The organism is Streptomyces sp. NPDC029041 (assembly GCF_040637515.1).
In the GTDB taxonomy this organism is placed as follows: Bacteria; Actinomycetota; Actinomycetes; order Streptomycetales; family Streptomycetaceae; genus Streptomyces.
In genome coordinates this window covers 18,981-37,523 of the sequence record NZ_JBEZWO010000001.1, presented here as the reverse complement: position 1 = coordinate 37,523, position 18,543 = coordinate 18,981, and the positions used below count along the sequence as shown (strand labels likewise).

15 protein-coding genes and 1 pseudogene are annotated in these 18,543 nt (G+C 70.3%); 9 read left to right on the top strand and 7 right to left on the bottom strand.

What is annotated here, in order from left to right; genetic code table 11:
* Window positions 1-34: 34 nt before the first annotated feature.
* Complete coding sequence (locus AB0F04_RS00175) at window positions 35-712, top strand: hypothetical protein (RefSeq protein WP_362036047.1); 678 nt, start codon at window positions 35-37, stop codon at window positions 710-712.
* A gap of 127 nt (window positions 713-839) precedes the next feature.
* Here the strand turns inward: AB0F04_RS00175 and AB0F04_RS00170 are convergent, their stop codons facing one another.
* Complete coding sequence (locus AB0F04_RS00170) at window positions 840-1,367, bottom strand: DUF6448 family protein (protein WP_362036046.1); 528 nt, start codon at window positions 1,365-1,367, stop codon at window positions 840-842.
* A 195-nt stretch (window positions 1,368-1,562) separates the two neighbouring features.
* On the opposite strand from AB0F04_RS00170, the gene AB0F04_RS00165 reads away from it, so the two are divergent.
* The 3 genes and pseudogenes from AB0F04_RS00165 to AB0F04_RS00155 form a co-directional block, all read left to right on the top strand.
* Window positions 1,563-2,339 carry a PspA/IM30 family protein gene (locus tag AB0F04_RS00165; protein ID WP_362036044.1) on the top strand — a complete coding sequence of 259 codons (777 nt, stop codon included), beginning with the start codon at window positions 1,563-1,565 and terminating at the stop codon, window positions 2,337-2,339.
* Entirely contained in the window at window positions 2,336-2,614 is a 279-nt protein-coding gene (locus tag AB0F04_RS00160; protein ID WP_362036042.1) for a hypothetical protein, read from the top strand. The genes AB0F04_RS00165 and AB0F04_RS00160 overlap by 4 nt, the downstream gene beginning before the upstream one ends.
* 16 nt (window positions 2,615-2,630) lie before the next feature.
* Window positions 2,631-2,843: pseudogene (locus AB0F04_RS00155) on the top strand (hypothetical protein); the annotation flags it as partial.
* A gap of 52 nt (window positions 2,844-2,895) precedes the next feature.
* Here AB0F04_RS00155 and AB0F04_RS00150 read toward each other — a convergent pair.
* Together AB0F04_RS00150 and AB0F04_RS00145 are read right to left on the bottom strand one after the other, a co-directional pair.
* Complete coding sequence (locus AB0F04_RS00150; protein WP_362036040.1) at window positions 2,896-4,392, bottom strand: multicopper oxidase family protein; 1,497 nt, start codon at window positions 4,390-4,392, stop codon at window positions 2,896-2,898.
* Between the two features lie 70 nt (window positions 4,393-4,462).
* Entirely contained in the window at window positions 4,463-4,945 is a 483-nt protein-coding gene (locus AB0F04_RS00145) for a hypothetical protein (RefSeq protein ID WP_362036038.1), read from the bottom strand.
* Window positions 4,946-5,329: 384 nt separating this feature from the next.
* Here AB0F04_RS00145 and AB0F04_RS00140 point away from each other — a divergent pair, with 384 nt between their 5' ends.
* A complete protein-coding gene (locus AB0F04_RS00140) occupies window positions 5,330-6,400 on the top strand; it encodes a zinc-dependent alcohol dehydrogenase family protein (RefSeq protein ID WP_362036036.1) in 1,071 nt (356 codons plus the stop codon).
* Window positions 6,401-6,482: 82 nt separating this feature from the next.
* On the top strand, window positions 6,483-7,388 hold the full coding sequence (locus AB0F04_RS00135) for a universal stress protein (RefSeq protein ID WP_362036034.1): 906 nt from the start codon (window positions 6,483-6,485) through the stop codon (window positions 7,386-7,388).
* Between the two features lie 28 nt (window positions 7,389-7,416).
* Here the strand turns inward: AB0F04_RS00135 and AB0F04_RS00130 are convergent, their stop codons facing one another.
* Genes AB0F04_RS00130 through AB0F04_RS00120 form a run of 3 tightly spaced genes read right to left on the bottom strand, consistent with a single transcriptional unit; the run spans window position 7,417 to window position 11,402 of the window.
* Window positions 7,417-7,920, bottom strand: a complete 504-nt coding sequence (locus AB0F04_RS00130) for a flavodoxin domain-containing protein (protein ID WP_362036032.1) — start codon at window positions 7,918-7,920, stop codon at window positions 7,417-7,419.
* A 15-nt stretch (window positions 7,921-7,935) separates the two neighbouring features.
* Window positions 7,936-8,667 carry a CBS domain-containing protein gene (locus AB0F04_RS00125; RefSeq protein WP_362036030.1) on the bottom strand — a complete coding sequence of 244 codons (732 nt, stop codon included), beginning with the start codon at window positions 8,665-8,667 and terminating at the stop codon, window positions 7,936-7,938.
* Window positions 8,668-8,705: 38 nt separating this feature from the next.
* A complete protein-coding gene (locus tag AB0F04_RS00120) occupies window positions 8,706-11,402 on the bottom strand; it encodes a GNAT family N-acetyltransferase (protein WP_362036028.1) in 2,697 nt (898 codons plus the stop codon).
* 754 nt (window positions 11,403-12,156) lie between these two features.
* Between AB0F04_RS00120 and ppdK the strand changes: the two genes are divergently transcribed.
* Window positions 12,157-14,841, top strand: a complete 2,685-nt coding sequence (gene ppdK / locus AB0F04_RS00115; protein WP_362036026.1) for a pyruvate, phosphate dikinase — start codon at window positions 12,157-12,159, stop codon at window positions 14,839-14,841.
* A gap of 254 nt (window positions 14,842-15,095) precedes the next feature.
* The gene (locus AB0F04_RS00110) at window positions 15,096-16,121 is read left to right on the top strand and encodes a 6-phosphofructokinase (RefSeq protein WP_362036024.1); all 1,026 of its coding nucleotides are present in this window, start codon (window positions 15,096-15,098) and stop codon (window positions 16,119-16,121) included.
* A gap of 4 nt (window positions 16,122-16,125) precedes the next feature.
* Here AB0F04_RS00110 and AB0F04_RS00105 read toward each other — a convergent pair whose 3' ends face one another.
* Complete coding sequence (locus AB0F04_RS00105) at window positions 16,126-17,013, bottom strand: universal stress protein (protein ID WP_362036021.1); 888 nt, start codon at window positions 17,011-17,013, stop codon at window positions 16,126-16,128.
* Between the two features lie 254 nt (window positions 17,014-17,267).
* Between AB0F04_RS00105 and AB0F04_RS00100 the strand changes: the two genes are divergently transcribed.
* The gene (locus AB0F04_RS00100) at window positions 17,268-18,320 is read left to right on the top strand and encodes a class I fructose-bisphosphate aldolase (protein ID WP_362036019.1); all 1,053 of its coding nucleotides are present in this window, start codon (window positions 17,268-17,270) and stop codon (window positions 18,318-18,320) included.
* Window positions 18,321-18,543 lie beyond the last annotated feature (223 nt).

The window sequence follows — 18,543 nt, the reverse complement described above, 5'->3', positions numbered from 1 at the left end:
GGTGGGACCGATGCGGAGCTGCGACGCTGAAGACATGAGCGAGCACCGGCCTGGGGCCGGGCGACGTCCACTCGGTGTGGCGGCCGCCGCGCTGGCCTTGTACGGAGTCTTCCTGCGACCACGGGTGCTGACCTGGGGCACAACACACGACGAAGCCGACCGTGACCTCCCCGGCGATGGCCTCATCCCCGATGCCGACGGCACCTCGACCATGGCCACGACCCTGCCGGCGCCGCCCCAAGAAGTCTGGCCCTGGCTGGCACAGATGGGCTGCAACCGCGGCGGCTGGTACAGCTGGGACCGCCTGGACAACGGCGGACGCCCGAGCGCGGAACGCATCGTCCCGGCGTGGCAGCGCCTGCAGCAGGACCAGCACCTGGACTCCCTGCCGAGCGGCGACGCCTGGTTCACCGTCGCGGTCCTGGAGCTGGAGCGGACCCTGGTGCTGCGCTCGCAGACGAAACTCCCCTCGGGACGCCCCTTCGACGTGCGGTACGAGCCGCTGCCCAAGGCGTACATCGACTCGATCTGGGGCTTCCACCTCCGGCCGGAGCCCGGCGGAAGGACCCGGCTCATCGTCCGCGCGAGGGGGCGCAGCCGCCCGCGGCCCCTCACCCGGACCATGGACATGCTGTTCTGGGAACCCGCCCACCTGATCATGCAGACCCGTCAGTTCCGCAACCTGCGCAGGCGTGTCAGTGCGACGGCATGAATCCAGGCAGGACGCCGTGGCACCCCAAGCGAGGACCGACCTCGTGCGGGTCCTCGTCGAACAGGCGATCCGCACGCCGTCCTCTGCGCCGGATTCATATGGCGGGCGGGCCTGGACTGTTCGCTTCTTACGAGCGCCGGGTTGATGCGTGCGGGACGGCGATCGCCTGTTTGTACACGTGGTGCGCCCACACCTGCAGGCCGAGACTGGCCTCCACGAAGGCGCGGGCGGCAGCCACCCCCTCAGCGGCATGCTCCTTCAGCGCCATGGCCCGGCCGTGACGCTCTTCCACCTGCTCACGGATGATCCCGCAGAGTGCCACGGCCAGTTCGTCCGCTGAGCCGGCATCAAGGGCACGCTCAGCAGCCGGGATCACCGGCCCCACATCGAGCCCGGCCGGCTTCAGTCCCGTGAAGGGAGCGCCTTCTCTGGCGCGGTGGACGCGGACGACCGTCTCGAAGAACCAGCGGTCGGCCACTTCCTGTGCGTCCCGGCCGAACGTGCGCGCCTTGACCGTGAGACTGAACGCCTCTCGGACCTCTGGTTCCCCTTCTTCGGGTACGTAGGGCAGGACCTGGTCGACATCGCCGCCCTCCAGGGCTTGGCGCGCGGCCGTGACGACGGGACCGTCGAGAGAATCACAGTGCGGTGGCATCGCCGGTCACCTCCTTTGCGGCTCACCTCCATCATCGACCCGCCAAGCGCGAGCGGGAGAGTGCTGCCGTCGCAGCCGTGCCCCCGGACGCCGACCGAGGTTGCGGCACGGACCACGCCGCCGGAGCCTGGAAGTGTTCCGCAGACATGGCATGGCCTGGCTGATTCCTCATCGATCGAGAGGAGGCAGGCCGCTATGACCAGCATCGCCCACCGCATGGCCGCCCTGTTCCGGATCAAGGCGAACAAGGCCCTGGACAAGGCCGAAGACCCGCGCGAGGTACTGGACTACTCCTATACCCAGCAGCAGGAGATGCTGCAGAAGGTACGACGCGGTGTGGCGGACGTGGCCACCAGCCGCAAGCGCATCGATCTGCAGATCAATCAGTTGCACCAGTCCGGCGGCAAGCTGGAGGGCCAGGCCCAGCAGGCGCTCGCCGCCGGGCGCGAGGACCTCGCCCGCGAAGCCCTGAGCCGGCGCACCGCCGTGGCCTCCCAGCTCACAGACCTCCAGACCCAGCAGGCGACGCTGCAGGCCGAGGAGGAGAAACTCACCCTGGCCTCACAGCGCCTCCAGGCGAAGGTGGACACGTTCCGCACCAGCAAGGAGACCATCAAGGCCCGCTACACCGCGGCCGAGGCCCAGACCCGCATCACCGAGGCGGTCACCGGCATCGGCGAGGAGATGGGCGATGTCGGCCTGGCCATGCAGCGCGCCGAGGACAAGACCGAACACCTGCAGGCCCGCGCCGGAGCACTGGACGAACTGCTCGCCTCCGGCGCCTTGGAGGACGCCACCTTGCCCGCCGGTGGAGACGACATCCAGGCCGAACTCGAACGCGTCACCGCGGGCCAGGACGTGGACAAGGAACTGGCCCGGATGAAAGCCCAACTGCCCGCGTCCGCCACCCCGCCAGCCGTCGAAGGCAAGAGCACCGAGCAGGGCCCCCCGGACCAGGAGGCGACGTCATGATCATGCGGATTCTCGGCGAGGGCCAGTACGAGATCACGGAAGATCACCTCGACCGGCTCAACGAGCCGGATGCCGCTCTGCAGTCCGCGGCCGACGCCGACGACGACACGCTGTTCGCCACCGCTCTGTCGGCTCTGCTGGACGCGGTACGCAGCTATGGCACGCCTCTGCCGGCCGGGACGATCAGGCCGTCCGACCTGGTCCTGCCCGACGAGGACACCAGCCTCACACAGGTGCGGGAACTGCTCTCCGACGAGGGCCTCATCCCGGGGTGACGGCGATGCGCGGCCCATTCGAGCCCGACCGGCAGCTCACCGCCCGGCCCTCGATGGGGGCCTGCCCCAGACGGCCACCGGCTTCACCCCGAACGGAGCGAGTTCGGTCCGCTTCGCCTGCATCGACGGCGGTGCCTTCGCTGAAGACCAGCAGGACGTACGGGACCTGCTGGGCGCCGACTCCGAACGCAGCGATATGCCCGTGGAGTTCAGTCGCGACGACTACGGCCACTGATGTGGCCGGACGACACGTGAGCGGCGCGCCGTCCGGCCACTGGGGGTCATGCTTGGTAAGCGACGTTTGTCATCATCCCGGCCTCGCCGTGGTAGGCGTTGTGGCAGTGCAGCATCCACTGGCCGGGGTCGTCGGTCTCGAAGAACACGGACAGCTTTTTCTTGGGCAGCACGATCGCGGTGTCCTTACGGAGGCCGGAGCGGCCGAGCTGGAAGGTGTGGCCGTGCAGGTGCATCGGATGCCACATGGTGGTGGTGTTGACGAAGTCCAGCCGGACTCGCCGACCCTCCTTTACCACGATGGCGTTGGCGTCCGGATCGGCCATGTCGAACGGCTTGCCGTTGATGGCCCAGTTGTAGTGCATCATGCCGCCGGTGAGTTCGATCCGGTGCGTGACGTCGGCCGTGGCGGACTCCAGTCGCACGTCGTCGGCCGCGCGGAGCCGGGACGCGGTCATGACCGTGCCGTCGAGTTCCCTCGGGCGTACGGCGGCCGTGGGCGCGCGGCCGGAGCCCGTGCGCACGAGGGCCAGCCCGCTGGTGTTCTTCCCCTCGGCCAGGGCGACCAGCGGGAAGACGCCGTCGGCGAGGGTGACCAGCACGTCGTAGCGCTCGCCCATGCCGATCAGGAGCGCGTCTGTTCGCTGGTGCTGGACGGGGAAGCCGTCGGTGTGCGTGACGGTCATCTTGTGGCCGCTGAGGGCGACCCGGTAGGCGGTGTCGCTGCCCGCGTTGATGATCCGCAGTCGCACCTTGCGGCCGGGCTTGCCCATGTAGACCTCCGGGTCGTCCGGCACACGGCCGTTGACCAGGTGGTAGGGGTACTTCACGTCGCCGGCGTCGCCGCCCAGCAGGTTGCTCTCCGCGCCCATGAGCAGGAATGTGTTGCCGCCCATGTCCATGCCGCCCATGCCCTGCTTGAGTTCGGCGAAGACCTCGTCGGGGGTGCCGGTGACACCGTCGGTCCAGTCGTCCAGGACGACCGCCCATTCGTCGTCGTAGGCCAGCGGCTCGCGCGGGTCCTCGACGATCAGCGGGGCGTACAGGCCGCGGTCGAGTTGGACGCCGACGTGCGGGTGGAAGAAGTAGGTGCCCGGGGCGTCGGCGACGAACCGGTAGGTGAAGGTGGAGCCGGCGCGGACGGCGGCCTGGGTGGTGGGGGGCATGCCGTCCATGTCGTTGCGCAGGGCGATGCCGTGCCAGTGGATCGAGGTGGTGGCCTTGCCCGGCAGCTGGTTCGCGAGTTCGGCGACCAGGGTGTCCCCGGCGGAAAGCCGGATCTCCTTGCCCGGGGTACGGCCGTCGAAGGCCCAGGTGTTGGCCTTGACGCCGCCGCCCAGGTCGACCCTGGCGGGCGCGGCGGTCAGTGCGGTCTTGTGCTGCCTGCCGGTGCCGCCCCGCCTCTTCTCTGCGGCGGCGACGGCGGAACCGGATGGGCTGACCAGGGCAGGGGCGCTGCCGGAGTCGGTGCAGGCGGCGAGTGCGCCCGCGCCGGCGGCGCCGAGTCCGGCGAGCAGGATGGAGCGGCGGTTGATGCTGTTCACGATGGGAGTCCTGTTCTTCAAACTGGCATGGGGCGCGGCGAGGACGGCACACGGGTGCCGTGATCGCGGCCTAGATGCGCAGTCGGGAGAGGACCGACAGGTCGGGTGGCGCGCGGCCGACCGTGCCGGCGGGCCGGGGGCTGGGCTGTGCCTGGTATGGGTCGGCCGTCTGCACCGGAGTGCCCCGTGACGGCACGGGGAGCTTGAGCACCTCGACGTTTCCGCTGGTGCAGTGCTGCATGCCCAAGACGGCGCAGGTGCTGCCGCCGTCGACGCCGTGCGCAGGTGCAAGTGCACCGAAACTGTCCGCGTGAGTGGGGTCGGAGACTTGCCGTACAACAGCAGCGGACGAGGACGCCATGCCCGGCATGGCGTGCCCGATGTGCGTAGAGCGCGTGGCGTGTTGCGCCGGAGCGTTCGAGACAGCGGCCGTCTCGTGGTGGATCAGTACGGCCAGCGCGGCGAGCAGGGCGATGACGGCGCCACCCGCGCAGTGAATGGCATGGGCGCGGACTGTCGCCGTCGCCATCGCCTCCGCTCGGACCTGTCTCACGCAACGGCCCCGTGGCGGGGACTCACTCTTTGCGAATTTACCCCCGTGGGGTTTGACCGGCTCGTCGTCGTGGAGGCGGTCACAGGTCGTCGAACCCTGCCCTCGGCCTTGTGTAACCGAGAAAGACGATCGCCCCCCCGCATCGCGGAGCCGCTACCCAGCCGATGCCGGTCATGCCGCGTGGCGGTCGGCCGGCGGGACGACGTGCGCGGACTTCGCCCCGGCGGCAGGGGACACACGGCCCTGCGACAGGGCCGTCCGGCCCGAGCGAAGGCCACCACTCTGGTCAAAGATGGATTCATGGGGTCTCCGGCGCGCTCCGCGCCTGCCCCAGTCATCCGACGACGTCAGGCCGAACGGCCGGAGGACCAGGAAGGAACGGACATGAAGGGCTTCGTTTTCCACGGCGCCGGGCAGTCCGCATGGGAAGAGGTCCCGGACCCAGGCCTCAAGGATCCCACCGACGCCATCGTCCGGGTCGACGCCGTCACGATCTGCGGGACGGACCTGCACATCCTCAAGGGCGACGTGCCGGAGGTGCCTTCCGGGACGGTGCTGGGACACGAAGCGGTCGGCGAGGTCGTCGAGACCGGCAGCGACGTGCGGACTGTCCGTCCGGGCGACCGGGTCCTCGTCTCCTGTATCACCGCCTGCGGCCGTTGCCGCTTCTGCAAGGAGGGCGCGTACGGGCAGTGCCAGGGCGGCGGAGGCTGGATCCTCGGCCACCTGATCGACGGCACACAGGCGGAGTATGTGCGCGTGCCCCATGCCGACCTGTCCGTGCACCCGCTGCCGGGGGCGCTTGAGAGCCAGGACGCCGTGCTGTTCGCGGACATCTTCCCGACCGCCTATGAGGTGGGCGTGATCAACGGGGGAGTACGGCCCGGTGACACGGTCGTCGTCGTCGGGGCCGGCCCGATCGGACTCGCCGCGATCCTCACCGCCCGGCTGTACTCGCCTGAGCGGATCATCGCCGTGGATCTCGCCGACTCCCGGCTCGAGGCCGCCAGGCGGCTCGGTGCCGACGCCGTCGTCCCCGTGCGGGACGAGCCGGAGCAGCTCGTCGCCGACCTCACCGACGGCCTCGGCGCCGACGTGGTCATCGAGGCGGTGGGAGTGCCGGAGAGCTTCGAGATGTGCACCCGCATGGTGCGGCCCGGCGGCCGGGTGGCCAACGTAGGCGTGCACGGCAAGCCCGCGACCCTGCATCTCGAAGACCTGTGGATCAAGAACGTGACCATCACCACCGGGCTGGTGGACACGTCCTCCACACCCATGCTGCTGAGGATGGCGGCCTCCGGGCGGGTGCCCACCGCACCGCTGGTCACCCACACCTTCCCGCTGGACCAGATGGAAGAGGCGTACGAGGTGTTCGCACACGCTGCCGACACCGGCGCGCTCAAAGTCGTTCTCGGCGGGCAGCGGCACGACGAGCTGGCCGTTCCGGCGGCGTAACCCGAGGGGCGGTGTGGTGCACGGTCAGCGCCTTGTTCCCCGAGAGGCGTCGCAACAGATACCGATTCAGGGAGTGGTCAGCATGCTGGGTTACATCATGGTAGGCCTTGACGGCTCGTCCGAGAGCCGGGCGGCCGCGGAGTGGGCGGCTCGTGAGGCGAAGCTGCGTGGACTGCCGCTGCGGCTGGTGCACGTCTGGGAGCCCGTCCCGGAACCGATGGCGCAGGCCCCGCTTCTCGGTCCGGAGACTCTGCAGCACTGGAGCGAGCGGATCCCGCGCGAGACAGCTGAGGGGCTCCAGTCACGTCATCCGGGAGTGGACGTGAACGCGGTCCACCTGACCGGGCTGCCGGGCGATGTCCTGGTGGACGTGGCGAGGGACGCCGAACTGCTGGTCCTCGGCTCCCGCGGCCTGAGCGGGATCGGAGGATTCATGGTCGGCTCCGTGAGCCAGGCCGTGATCGCGCGCACCGAAGTGCCGGTGGTACTGGTGCGGGCCGGTGAGCAGGCAGTGGACGAGCACACCATGGACCCCGCCGGCATACCGTCCGCGGCGACCCCGTTCCGCGCGGTGCTCCTCGGCCTCGACACCCGCAGCCTTGACGACACGGTCATCACATTCGCTTTCGAGGAAGCCGCCCGTCGCGACACGGCCCTGCGCGTCCTGCACGCCTGGAGCCCCCCGCCGTACAACATCTACGGCCTGTCCGACCATGTGAGCCTGTACGACGAGCTCGCCCGGGAGCATGCGGCCGAACTCACCGAGGCACTGCGTCCCTGGCGGTACAAGTACCCGGCCGTCGAGATGATCGAGGCCTCCCGGGCCGGCAGTGCCGCGGACCAGCTGGCGAACGCCTCCCGCGATGCCTCCCTGGTCGTCGTGGGCCGGCGGATCCGGCGCAGCCGGCTCGGCGTGCACATCGGCCCCGTCGCCCATGCCGTCCTGCACCACGCCGTCGCCCCCGTCGCCGTGGTGGCACACGCCTGACAAGCCGGAATGGTCGTACCAGGAGCGGTCAGCCTTCGGGCACCGCCAGGTCCCGGGCCACCATCGTTGCCCAGGTGCCGATCTGCTCGAAGTCGCGATAGTCGCCGCCCTTTCCGGACTTGACGATCATCCGGGCGACGCGCCCCTTGACGTCACCCTCCAGCCGTCCCCCGAAGGTGGCGTGACCACGTGGGCCGATGCGGTTCATCACCCGCTGTACGCCGGGCGCCGGGGGGATGTCCCGCTCGGACGCCGAGGGGTCGAGGGGCCCGCTGCTGAACAGCCACACCGGCCGCTCGGCCAGGGCCTTGCGGTGCTGCCGTGCGAAGCGTCGGGTGTCGCGATGCCAGCGGCCCCCGTAGAGTCCACCGCCGAGGACGACCGCGCCGTACGACGCGAGGTCGGTGATGTCCGAGGCGGGCCGCACGTCCACGGCCAGCCCTCCCTCGGCCAGGACCTCACCGACGTAGTCGGCGATCTCGGCCGTCGATCCGTTGGTGGAACCGTAGGCCACCAGAACCTTCTCTTTCATGATCGTCAGGCCTCCTCACGGCTTGCGCTGCCAGTAGTAGGGGAGCCCGTGCAGGGTCGGCTCCTCTGGCGACAGCCGGGAGTCGTCGAAACGGTAGGTGAGGTGGTCGACGACCGCGACCACACCGTCCATCCGGCGGCACATCTCCACCGCCGAGGTGGTTTCCACACGCCGCTCCAGTTGTCCGGTGAGCGTGACGACGCCCTCGCGGACGTCCACGTCGACGGCATCGGACGGCAGCCACAAGGCCCGCCCCAGTACCTCGTTCCTGATCGCCTCCCGGATCTCCGTGTCGGGGCGCAGGAAGACCTCGAGCAGATCGCGGCGGGTGACGATGCCGACGAGCCGCTCCTCGTCGTCGACGACCGGCAGCCGTTCGACGCGGTGCTGCGCCATGACGCGGGCCGCCTCGACGACGGTCGCGTCGCTGTGGACCGTGATGGCCGGACGGGACATGAGCTGTCCGGCCGTCAGGGCTTGCGCCTTGGTCCGGCGAGCGCGCGATCCCGGCGTCCAGCGCGGCCGGCGGAGCAGCCGTCGTGGCTCGGACGGGTCGCGGGTCTCCGCCTGCCTGGCCATCACGTCCGTCTCGGAGATCACCCCGAGGACCTTTTCGTCGTCGTCCACCACTGGCAGACCACTGATCCGGCGCGCGGCGAGCAGCCGGGCCACCTCCTTGAACGGCGTGCCGTACTCGGCACACACGACGTCGGCCGTCATCAGTGCGCCGACCTTGCTGTGCTTCATCGTTTTCCGCCTCCTTCGGCGGTGCGCGGACCCGCGGTTCAGCGGAGCCGGCGCAGATAGGGGTCGTGGCCGCGGCGCGGCAGCAGCCGGATCCGCGCGTCGAGAGCGGTGATGTGCTCGGGCCGGGCGAGGACCGGATTGAAGTCCGCCTCCGCCAGCTGCGGCAGGTCGCTCGCCATCCGGGACAGTCGCAGCAGCAACTGCTCAAGACCTGGGAGATCGACCGGACCGGTGCCGTCACGCCCGAAAAGGAGGGGCGCGCAGCGCGGTGCGGTGATCAGTTCGTGCACGTCTGTGTCCGTCAGGGGGGAGAGCCGCGCCGCGTGGTCGGCCAGGACCTCCGTCGCCGTGCCACCGAGGCCGAACAGGACCAGCGGCCCGAACACCTCGTCCTGGACCACGCCCGCGAAGAGTTCGATGCCGCGCGGGGCGAGCGGCTGGACCACCGCCCCGGTCATGACGTGGCCGAAGCGGACATCGAAGTCCCGGAAGGCGGCACGCACCTGGGCGTCCCCGCGCAGGTCCAGATGGATCGCGTGCTGGGCCGTCTTGTGTACAAGCCCCGGCCAGTAGGCCTTGAGGACGACGTGCCCGTCCGGCCCCTTGAGCCGGTCGGCGGCCCACACGGCCTCGTCCTCGGTTTCCACCCAGGCCCACTGCGACTGCGGGATGCCGTAGCAGTCGAGGAGTTCGGCGCAGGTGCGCGGGTCGAGCCAGGCGCCGTCGGGATGCTGCTTCAGGAACCGCTCCACCAGGGTCCGGCCGCGCGAGGTGTCGATGCCTTCCAGAGCCGTGACGGTGCCGGGCGGCCGGGCCAGCCATCGGGCGCGTTCGGCTGCGTGGGCGAGGGCGCGGGCCGCCGCCTGCGGGTCGGCGTACGCCGGCACCCGGCCCGTGTCCGACGGCAGCAGCCGCACCGGTACGTCCTGGTCCAGGAGAACGGCGGCGATCGTGCGGGAGCGGCGTGCCGGGGCGTGGGTGAGGGCATTCACCAGGACGTCGCCGGTCGCTGCCGCGACGGCGGTGGGTACCAGTGCTACGAGTACCGCGTCGACGCACTCGTTGGTGGCGAGCCGGTCAAGGCAGGTGCGCAACTGCTCCTCGGTGACCGCCGCCGTCGCGTCGACGGGGTTGGCGGTGCTCGCGCCCGGCGGGAGAACGGTCAGCAGGTCGTCGACGAGGCCGGGCGGCAGTGGCGGCAGGTTCAGTCCGGCCTCCGCACACGCGTCCGCCGCCAGCACACCGGCGCCGCCCGCGTTGGTGACGACGACGACCCGGTCGGCGGCGGGCAGCGGCTGGGAGTGCAACAGCGCAGCGGTTTCCAGCAGTTCGGGGATGGCGCGGGCGGTGGTGATCCCGGCCTGGGCGAAGAGCGCGCGCCGCGTCATCGTCGTCGTGGCGGCCGCCGCGGTGTGCGAGGCGGCGGCCCGTCGGCCCGCCTCGGTACGGCCCGCGTCGACGGTCAGGATGGGCATGCGGCGGGTGACGCGGCGGGCGGTACGGGAGAAGGCACGCGGATTGCCGAAGGACTCCAGGTGCAGCAGCGCCAGGTCGGTGCGCCCGTCGGACTCCCACCACTGGAGCAAGTCGTTGCCACTGACGTCGTACTTGTCGCCGAGCGAGACGAAGCTGGAGACACCGATGCCGAGTCGCTCCAGCCCGCCGAGCAGGGCGATGCCCACCCCGCCGGACTGTACGGCGACCCCGGCGCTGCCCCGTGCGGGGTGGGCGGCGGCGAAGGTGGCGTCGAGACGGAGCCCCTCCTCGGTGTTGGCCAGGCCGAGGCAGTTCGGGCCGACGAGACGCATGTCGTGCTCACGGCACGCTGCCAGAAGTTTCCTGGACTGGTGGGCGTCGAGCCCGGAGGAGACCACCAGCAGAGCCCGGACACCGAACCGCCCGCACTCCTCGGCAACCTGTGCGACTCTCTCGGCAGGCACGGCGATCACCGCCAGGTCGGGGATCATCGGCAGGGCACTCACGCCCGGGTAGGCGCGGACGCCGAGGATCGACGTGGCCGCCGGGTTGACCGCGTACAACTGGCCCGTGAACCCGCCGGTGGTCAGGTTGTGCAACACGGCCCGGCCCACCGAGCCCGGCCTTCGGCCCGCCCCGACGACCGCGACGCACCCGGGCCGCAGCAGCGGCGCCAGGCTGGCCACATCCGCGGCCTGCCCGCGGCGCTCGACGCTCCGGCGGTAGTCCTCCGTGTCGTCCAGAGGGATCACGCAGTGCACCTCAGGCCCGTCGAAGCGCCGTTCCGCGCGCAGCCCCAGGTCGGCGAAGACCTTGAGCACCTCGTGGTTGTCGGTGAGCGCGTCCGCGGTGAACGTCCTGACGCCGTGAGCGCGGGCAGTGGAGATCAGGTGCTCCAGCAGCAGGGTGCCCACTCCGCGGTGATGGCGTTCGTCCCCCACCGCGAGCGAGATCTCGGCGCTGCCCGCCGTTTTCCCGGCATCGATCTGGTACTCGGCGATGCCGATGATCCGGCCACCGCGCTCGGCGACCAGCGCCCGGTAGCCGGAGTCCTCCGGCTGGGCGACCCTCGCGGCGGCCTGCTCGCCGGAGCGCCGGCTCACTGAGAAGAAGCGCAGCCGCAGGTTCGCGTCCGACATTTCCGAGTACAACCGGAGGACGGCCTTCTGGTCGTCCGGCCGTGCGGGCCGTACGCACACCGTCGTGCCGTCGGTGAGAAGGGCGTGCACCCGTTCGCCGGATGCCGGGGTGGCGCTCATGGCATGCCTTTCGTCGCCGGTCCGCACTTTCAGTCTCGCTCTAGGAAGGCCGCGAGCCGATGGGCCGGACGGGCATGTGAAGGGTCCGACGGTCCCAGGTAGGCCCCTCACGGCAGCGGCTCGCCCGGCTCCGTCTCCATGGCGCCCGCCATGGGGCGCGTAGGACGTCGACGGCGCGCAGCGCCCGCGCCGCGTCCACGACCACGGCCAGACGGGCGCCTTCTCACAGTCCGATGAGGCGGGCGAGCCACCGTCGCGGGCACTCACCACGGTCTCTGGTGGAGGGGCCACCCCGGCCGCTGTTCCATGGCCGTACGGCCCTCACCGGCGGGTCGTACCGCCCGCATGCGGGAGCGACCGTGTCGACCGAGACTTGGCGTAGGGGCCGGTCGGCCCTCCGCGAGGACATGGCGGCCCCTGCACGGCGCCCGGCCTCGGCCCGTGACGCATGGCAGCGAGGAGCACATCGAGCTCAGGAGGTGCGCGTCATGGTTGCGCCTGTCATCGCCGGAGTCGCGGAGAGCCTGGGCGCCGCCCAGCGCGACGAGCTGATCGAGGGCCCGGCCGCCCCTGGGTCGGATGAGAGTCGCCGAGCAGTGCGAAGCCCGGGTGCTGGGCTCACACGGCCTGAGCGATTTCACCGGGTCACCGATCGCACGATGGGTCCGCACCTGGTTCCGTCACCCACGCCGTCGTCCACCAGGTCGGCTGACCCGTGGCCGTCGTGCCGCACGAGTGAGAGACCCGATGCGAGATGAGCACACCGACCCAGTACGTGTACGAGTTCGCCGAGGGCAGCCGGGAGATGGCCGCCCTGCTCGGCGGCAAGGGTGCCGGCCTGGCCGAGATGACTCGGCTCGAACTGCCGGTGCCGCCCGGCTTCACCGTCACCACGGAGGCGTGCCGGGTGTATCTGGAGACTGGTCAGGAACCGCCGGAGCTCGGCGTGGAGGTGGCCCATGCGCTTGCGAACCTGGAGCGTGCCATGGGGCGCGATCTCGGGCAGGCCGACGATCCGCTGCTGGTGTCCGTTCGTTCCGGAGCGCGTTTCTCTATGCCCGGGATGATGGACACCATCCTCGACATCGGTCTCAACGACGACTCCGTGGCCGGCCTTGCCAAGGCATCCGGACGGGAGCGGTTCGCCTGGGACTCCTACCGCCGCCTGCTCCAGATGTTCGGTCACAGCGTGATGGGGGTGGACGCCGGGCTGTTCGAACGACTCGTCGGAGCTCATAAGACCGCGCTGTCCGTGACCGAAGACCACGCCCTGGACGCGGAGGAACTGGCCCACGTCGTCGAGGAGTTCAAGGGCATCATCCGCCGCGAGACGGGAGAGGAGTTCCCGCAGGACCCCTTCGAACAGCTCTACCGGGCCGTCCGCGCGGTCTTCGGCTCCTGGAACAGCGAACGCGCCCGCGTCTACCGCCGCCGCGAACACATCCCCGACGACCTCGGCACCGCAGTGAACATCCAGGCGATGGTCTTCGGAAACCTCGGCCCCGACTCCGGCACCGGCGTCGCCTTCACCCGCGACCCCGCCACCGGGGAGCGTGGCATGTACGGCGACTATCTGCCCGACGCCCAGGGCGAGGACGTCGTCGCCGGCGTGCGCAACGCCGTCCTGCTGGCCGAGCTGGAGCACCTCGATCCCCGGGCGTACAGACAGCTCGGCGATCACCTGCGCACTCTGGAGGCCCATTACCGTGACCTGTGCGACGTCGAGTTCACAGTCGAGCGCGGACGCCTGTGGATCCTGCAGACACGGGTGGGCAAGCGCACCGCCGGAGCAGCCTTCCGTATCGCGCACGAGCTCGGCGAGGCGGGCACGATCACGCCCGACGAGGCGCTGGCCCGCGTCGACGGCACGGAACTGACCCGGCTCATGTTCCCCCGCTTTGCCACCCGCACCTCCGACGTGCCCCTCGCCCATGGGGTGCCCGCCTCGCCCGGTGCGGCGGTCGGCGCCGTGGTGTTCGACTCGGACGCCGCCGTGCGCCGCGCTGCCGACGGACAGCACACCGTCCTCGTCCGCCGCGAAACCACCCCCGAGGACCTGCCCGGCATGATCGCCGCACAGGCGGTCCTGACCAGCCGGGGCGGCAAGACCAGCCATGCCGCCGTCGTCGCCCGCGGCATGGGCAAGGTCTGCGTCTGCGGCGCCGATGCGCTGGTCATCGACTCCGCCGCCCGGCAGTTCACCACGTCGGCGGGTGCCGTGGTGCGCGAGGGCGACACCGTCTCCGTGGACGGCACCGCCGGAACTGTGTACCTGGGCACGGTGCCGCTCACCGCCTCCGAGGTGAGCGGGTCCCTGGAGACAGGCACGGCGACCGGACCCTTGACGCAGGCCGTCCTCGATCTCCTCGACCACGCCGACTCCGTCCGGCGTCTCGAGGTCCGCGCCAACGCCGACACGCCCGAAGACGCCGCACGTGCCCGAAGGCTGGGCGCCCAGGGCATCGGGCTGTGCCGCACCGAGCACATGTTCCTCGGCGACCGCAGGGCCCTGGTCGAGGCGATGATTCTGGCCCACGACGACACCGCACGCGAAGCGGCCCTGGCCGCATTGCTGCCGCTCCAGCGCGAGGACTTCACCGGCATCCTGAAGGCGATGGACGGACTGCCGGTGACGATCCGGCTGCTCGACCCGCCGCTGCACGAGTTCCTGCCCGACCGCACGGACCTGGCCGTCCGCATCGCCTCCACCGCCCACCCCGATCCGCACGACCGCGAACTCCTCACCGCCGTCGAGCGGATGCACGAACAGAACCCGATGCTCGGGCTGCGCGGGGTACGCCTCGGCCTCGCCGTGCCCGGCCTGGTCGCCATGCAGGTCCGGGCGGTCGCCGAGGCCGTCGGCCAGCGGCTGCGTGACGGAGGTCGGCCCCGCGCCGAGATCATGATTCCGCTCGTGGGCACGGTAGAGGAGCTGCGGCTGGCGCGTGCGGAGGCGGAGCGAGTGCTCGCTGAATTCGCGATGGAGACGGGGTCCACCCTGGACTGCCCGATCGGCACCATGATCGAACTACCCCGTGCGGCACTCACCGCCGGCCGGATCGCCGAGGTGGCCGACTTCTTCTCGTTCGGCACCAACGACCTCACCCAGACGACCTGGGGCCTGTCTCGCGACGACGCCGAGGCGTCCTTCTTCCCCCTCTACCTGGACAAGGGCGTTTTCACCACCTCCCCCTTCGAGACTCTCGACCAGGAGGGCGTGGGCCGGCTCGTGGAACTCGCCGTCGAGGCCGGCCGCGCGGTCGACCCCCGCCTGGAGACGGGCGTATGCGGCGAGCACGGCGGCGATCCGGAGTCCATCCACTTCTTCCACCGGGCCGGGCTGGACTACGTCTCCTGCTCGCCGTTCCGGATCCCGGCGGCGAGGCTGGAGGCGGGGCGGGCGGCGCTCGTCGGTGCCGTCGGCAGTGACAGCAAGTGACGTCCGTCAGCCGTACCGCCTGATCCTCGGCGCGAGGCACTTCGTTCCTCGGGGAGGTCGGATGCCGCATGCCTGCGTCGGTGTCACCCGGCTCACCACACAGGGGGCCTGCGGTTTTGCACTCGCCGAGTGGCCACCGCCGACGGAGCCGGGGGAGGCTGGAGGGAGGCGGCGATCCACGTGCCCCGGCAGCCGTCCCCGGTCGCGACGAGGGCCGCGACCGGACAGGGTGTGCATCGGATGGGAGAAGACCCATGAAGGTCGGAGTACTGACCGGTGGCGGTGATTGTCCCGGCCTCAATGCCGTGATCCGCGCCGTCGTCCGCAAAGGCGTCCAGGAATACTCATTCGATTTCGTCGGTGTGCGGGACGGCTGGCTCGGATTGCTCAAGAACGACGTCGTTCCACTCGACATCTCCAGCGTTCGGGGAATTCTTCCCCGCGGCGGGACCATCCTCGGGTCCTCCCGCACGAACCCGTTCAAGCACGAGGAGGGGCTGCGACGAGTGGGGGACACGCTCGCAGCGCATGATGTGGACGCGCTTGTCGTGATCGGCGGGGAGGACACGCTGGGGGCGGCCACGGAGCTCAGCCGACAGGGGATCAATCTGGTCGGCGTGCCGAAGACCATCGACAATGACGTCTCGGGTACCGACTACACCTTCGGCTTCGACACCGCCGTCGGTATCGCGACGGAGGCCATCGACCGCCTTCACACCACCGCCGAGTCACACATGCGCGCCCTTGTGGTGGAGGTGATGGGACGGCATTCCGGCTGGATCGCCCTGCACGCCGGCATCGCCGGCGGCGCCAACGTGATCCTCATCCCGGAGCGGCCGTTCGACATCGAGCAGGTGTGTGAGCAGGTGAAACGCCGGTTCCAGATCAACTACGCGCCGATCGTCGTCGTGGCCGAAGGGGCGACCCCCAAAGAGGGGCAAATGATCGTCAAGGACCAGTCCCTGGACGAGTTCGGCCATGTGCGGCTGTCCGGCATCGGTGAATGGCTGGCCCAGGAGATCTCCGCACGTACCGAGAAGGACGCCCGCACCACGGTCCTGGGACACATTCAGCGAGGCGGTACCCCGAGCCCCTTCGACCGGTGGTTGGCCACCCGCTTCGGGCTGCACGCCATCGACGCGGTCAAGGAGGGGGACTTCGGCTGCATGGTCGCCCTGCGGAGCACGCGAGTCGTCCGTGTGCCCCTCGCGGAAGCCACAGCGGAGAACAAGGTGGTGGAGCCGTCGCTGTACGACGAGTTCGAGGCGTTCTACGGCTGACCCGTCATCCGGCGTGCGGTACGACCGCGACCGGGCAGCGGGTGTGGTGCAGTACGGCGTGGGTGACCGGGCCCAGTCGGCCTTCGGCCGCCTGCGGCTCGGTGCGGCGCCCCACGACGAGCAGGCCCGCACTCCGGGAGGCATTCAGGAGTGCTTCAGCTGGGTGGAGGAGCATGACGTCGGAGCCGACCGTCACACCCGGGTACTTTTGCTGCCACGGACGCAGGGCGTCAGAGAGCCGCAGAATCTCCTGGTCCTCCCAGGTGGCTCGATCCTCCTCGGTCACCACCAGGATGCGGGGTGAGACGGACTCGAAGGGAAGGGCCCAGGCCTGCACCACGCGCAGAGGTGCCGCGCTGGCCTCGGCGGCCGAGAAAGCGAAGTCGGCCGCCTCACCGACCGGCCGCTGCGCGTCGAACCCCAGCACGACCTGGCCGGTGCCGCGCACCGCAGACACCCCATCGGCGAAGGCGCCGGAACGGTGAGGGACGAGCACGACGGGGCAAGAGGCCACTGCCGCCGTCCGCAGGGCCACCGAGCCGACCGCCAGCCCCTCGAAACCGCCCGTTCCGCGGGTGCCGACAACGAGGAGTGCGGCATCACGTGCCGCGCTGCGGAGAACGTCAGCCGGGGAGCCATCGGCATGCTCGCCCTCCACTTCCAGGTCCGGGTACCGGTCGGCGAATTCCGCAGCCGTCCGCTGGACCAACTGGGCGCCCATCTCCTGCAACCGGTCCCGTGCCGGGCCAGGCACGACGGTCCCGGGAAGCTGGGGAGAGGCGTGGAGCAGTCGCAGCGGAACGCCGCGCAGCGCGGCCTCCCGCGCTGCCCAGTCGGCTGCCGCCGCGGCGCGCTCGGACCCGTCGATGCCCACCAGCACAGGGGGACGCATCCTGGCCTCCTTCGTCCGGCCCGAACCTTCGCGGGCGCCATGGGCCCATGACTCCTGTCCTCCACTGTTCCACGGCGGGACCGCTCCGGCGCCCGGGCCGGAAACGGAAGCCACAGGGGCTCCGGCAGCCTGTCCCGGCGCGGTCGTGGTGCTCGGCCTGAGGGCGATCCGTGTCACATGAGCCCGGTGGTCGGGGGAACCCGGGTGCCACCTGTCCCACGTCGCATTTCCCGACCGACCGAAGAGGCGAGCCGATGACCGACATCCAAGGCTTGCTGGGCGATGAGGCCGATGACCTGCTGGCCCACACCGCTCACGGGATCCCCAAGGAAGACCTGGTGCTTCCAGGCCCCGACTTTGTGGAGCGGGCCGTGGCCGTGTCCGACCGCTCCCCCCGGGTCCTGCGCAACCTGCAGTCTCTTTTCGACCATGGCCGTCTGGCGGGAACAGGACACCTGTCGATCCTGCCGGTCGACCAGGGCATCGAACACTCGGCGGCGTCCGCCTTTGCCGCGAACCCCCGCTATCTCGACCCCGGGAACATTGTCGAACTTGCCGTCGAGGGCGGCTGCAACGCGGTCGCGAGCACGCTCGGTGTGCTCGGTGCCGTGTCACGGCGCTATGCGCACCGGATCCCGTTCATCGTCAAGCTCAACCACAACGAGCTGCTGACCTACCCGAACCACTACGACCAGGTCATGTTCGGCGATGTCGAGCAGTGTTTCGACCTGGGCGCGGCCGGTGTCGGCGCCACCGTCTACTTCGGCTCTGAGCAGTCGGACCGACAGTTGCAGGAAGCCCGCGAGGCATTCGCGCGCGCCCATCAGCTGGGCATGTTCACCGTGCTGTGGTGCTACCTGCGCAACCCGGCGTTCAAGAAGGACGGCGTGGACTACTCGGTGTCGGCCGACCTCACCGGGCAGGCCAATCACCTCGGTGTGACGATAGAGGCCGACATCATCAAGCAGAAGCAGCCGGAGAACAACGGCGGCTATCTCGCGCTGGGCTTCGGCAGGACCGACGAGCGTCTGTACGACAAGCTCACCACCGATCATCCGATCGACCTCACGCGCTGGCAGGTGGCCAACTGCTACATGGGACGCGTCGGGCTCATCAACAGCGGCGGTGCGTCGGCCGGCAAAGGAGACCTGGCGCAGGCCGTACGGACCGCCGTGATCAACAAGCGGGCAGGAGGCACCGGCCTCATCACCGGCAGGAAGGCCTTCCAGCGTCCCACTGCAGAGGGCATCGCGCTGCTCCACGCCGTACAGGACGTCTACCTCGACGACGACGTCACCGTGGCCTGACCAGCAAACGGCGCCCCGCCGTGAACAGGCGCACCCGAGGGTCGGCTAGGGGGCGTCCTACACATTCGCGTACGGGTGTAAGGCATTCGGTAACGCGGGCATCGTGGCGCTCCAGCGGACCAGCTGTGAAGCGCCACCAACGACGCGCGCCCCCAGAGCAGTCAATGGCTCGACAGTGACCACGGCATGACTCACAACGACGTCGGGCACCACCGCCCGTGCA

Bases quoted from the DNA above. Each gene is read 5' to 3' on its own strand.
- AB0F04_RS00175 (WP_362036047.1), top strand. From the start codon at position 35: ATGAGCGAGCACCGGCCTGGGGCCGGGCGACGTCCACTCGGTGTGGCG.
- AB0F04_RS00170 (WP_362036046.1), bottom strand. From the start codon at position 1,367: ATGCCACCGCACTGTGATTCTCTCGACGGTCCCGTCGTCACGGCCGCG.
- AB0F04_RS00165 (WP_362036044.1), top strand. From the start codon at position 1,563: ATGACCAGCATCGCCCACCGCATGGCCGCCCTGTTCCGGATCAAGGCG.
- AB0F04_RS00160 (WP_362036042.1), top strand. From the start codon at position 2,336: ATGATCATGCGGATTCTCGGCGAGGGCCAGTACGAGATCACGGAAGAT.
- AB0F04_RS00140 (WP_362036036.1), top strand. From the start codon at position 5,330: ATGAAGGGCTTCGTTTTCCACGGCGCCGGGCAGTCCGCATGGGAAGAG.
- AB0F04_RS00135 (WP_362036034.1), top strand. From the start codon at position 6,483: ATGCTGGGTTACATCATGGTAGGCCTTGACGGCTCGTCCGAGAGCCGG.
- AB0F04_RS00130 (WP_362036032.1), bottom strand. From the start codon at position 7,920: ATGAAAGAGAAGGTTCTGGTGGCCTACGGTTCCACCAACGGATCGACG.
- AB0F04_RS00125 (WP_362036030.1), bottom strand. From the start codon at position 8,667: ATGAAGCACAGCAAGGTCGGCGCACTGATGACGGCCGACGTCGTGTGT.
- AB0F04_RS00120 (WP_362036028.1), bottom strand. From the start codon at position 11,402: ATGAGCGCCACCCCGGCATCCGGCGAACGGGTGCACGCCCTTCTCACC.
- ppdK (WP_362036026.1), top strand. From the start codon at position 12,157: ATGAGCACACCGACCCAGTACGTGTACGAGTTCGCCGAGGGCAGCCGG.
- AB0F04_RS00110 (WP_362036024.1), top strand. From the start codon at position 15,096: ATGAAGGTCGGAGTACTGACCGGTGGCGGTGATTGTCCCGGCCTCAAT.
- AB0F04_RS00105 (WP_362036021.1), bottom strand. From the start codon at position 17,013: ATGCGTCCCCCTGTGCTGGTGGGCATCGACGGGTCCGAGCGCGCCGCG.
- AB0F04_RS00100 (WP_362036019.1), top strand. From the start codon at position 17,268: ATGACCGACATCCAAGGCTTGCTGGGCGATGAGGCCGATGACCTGCTG.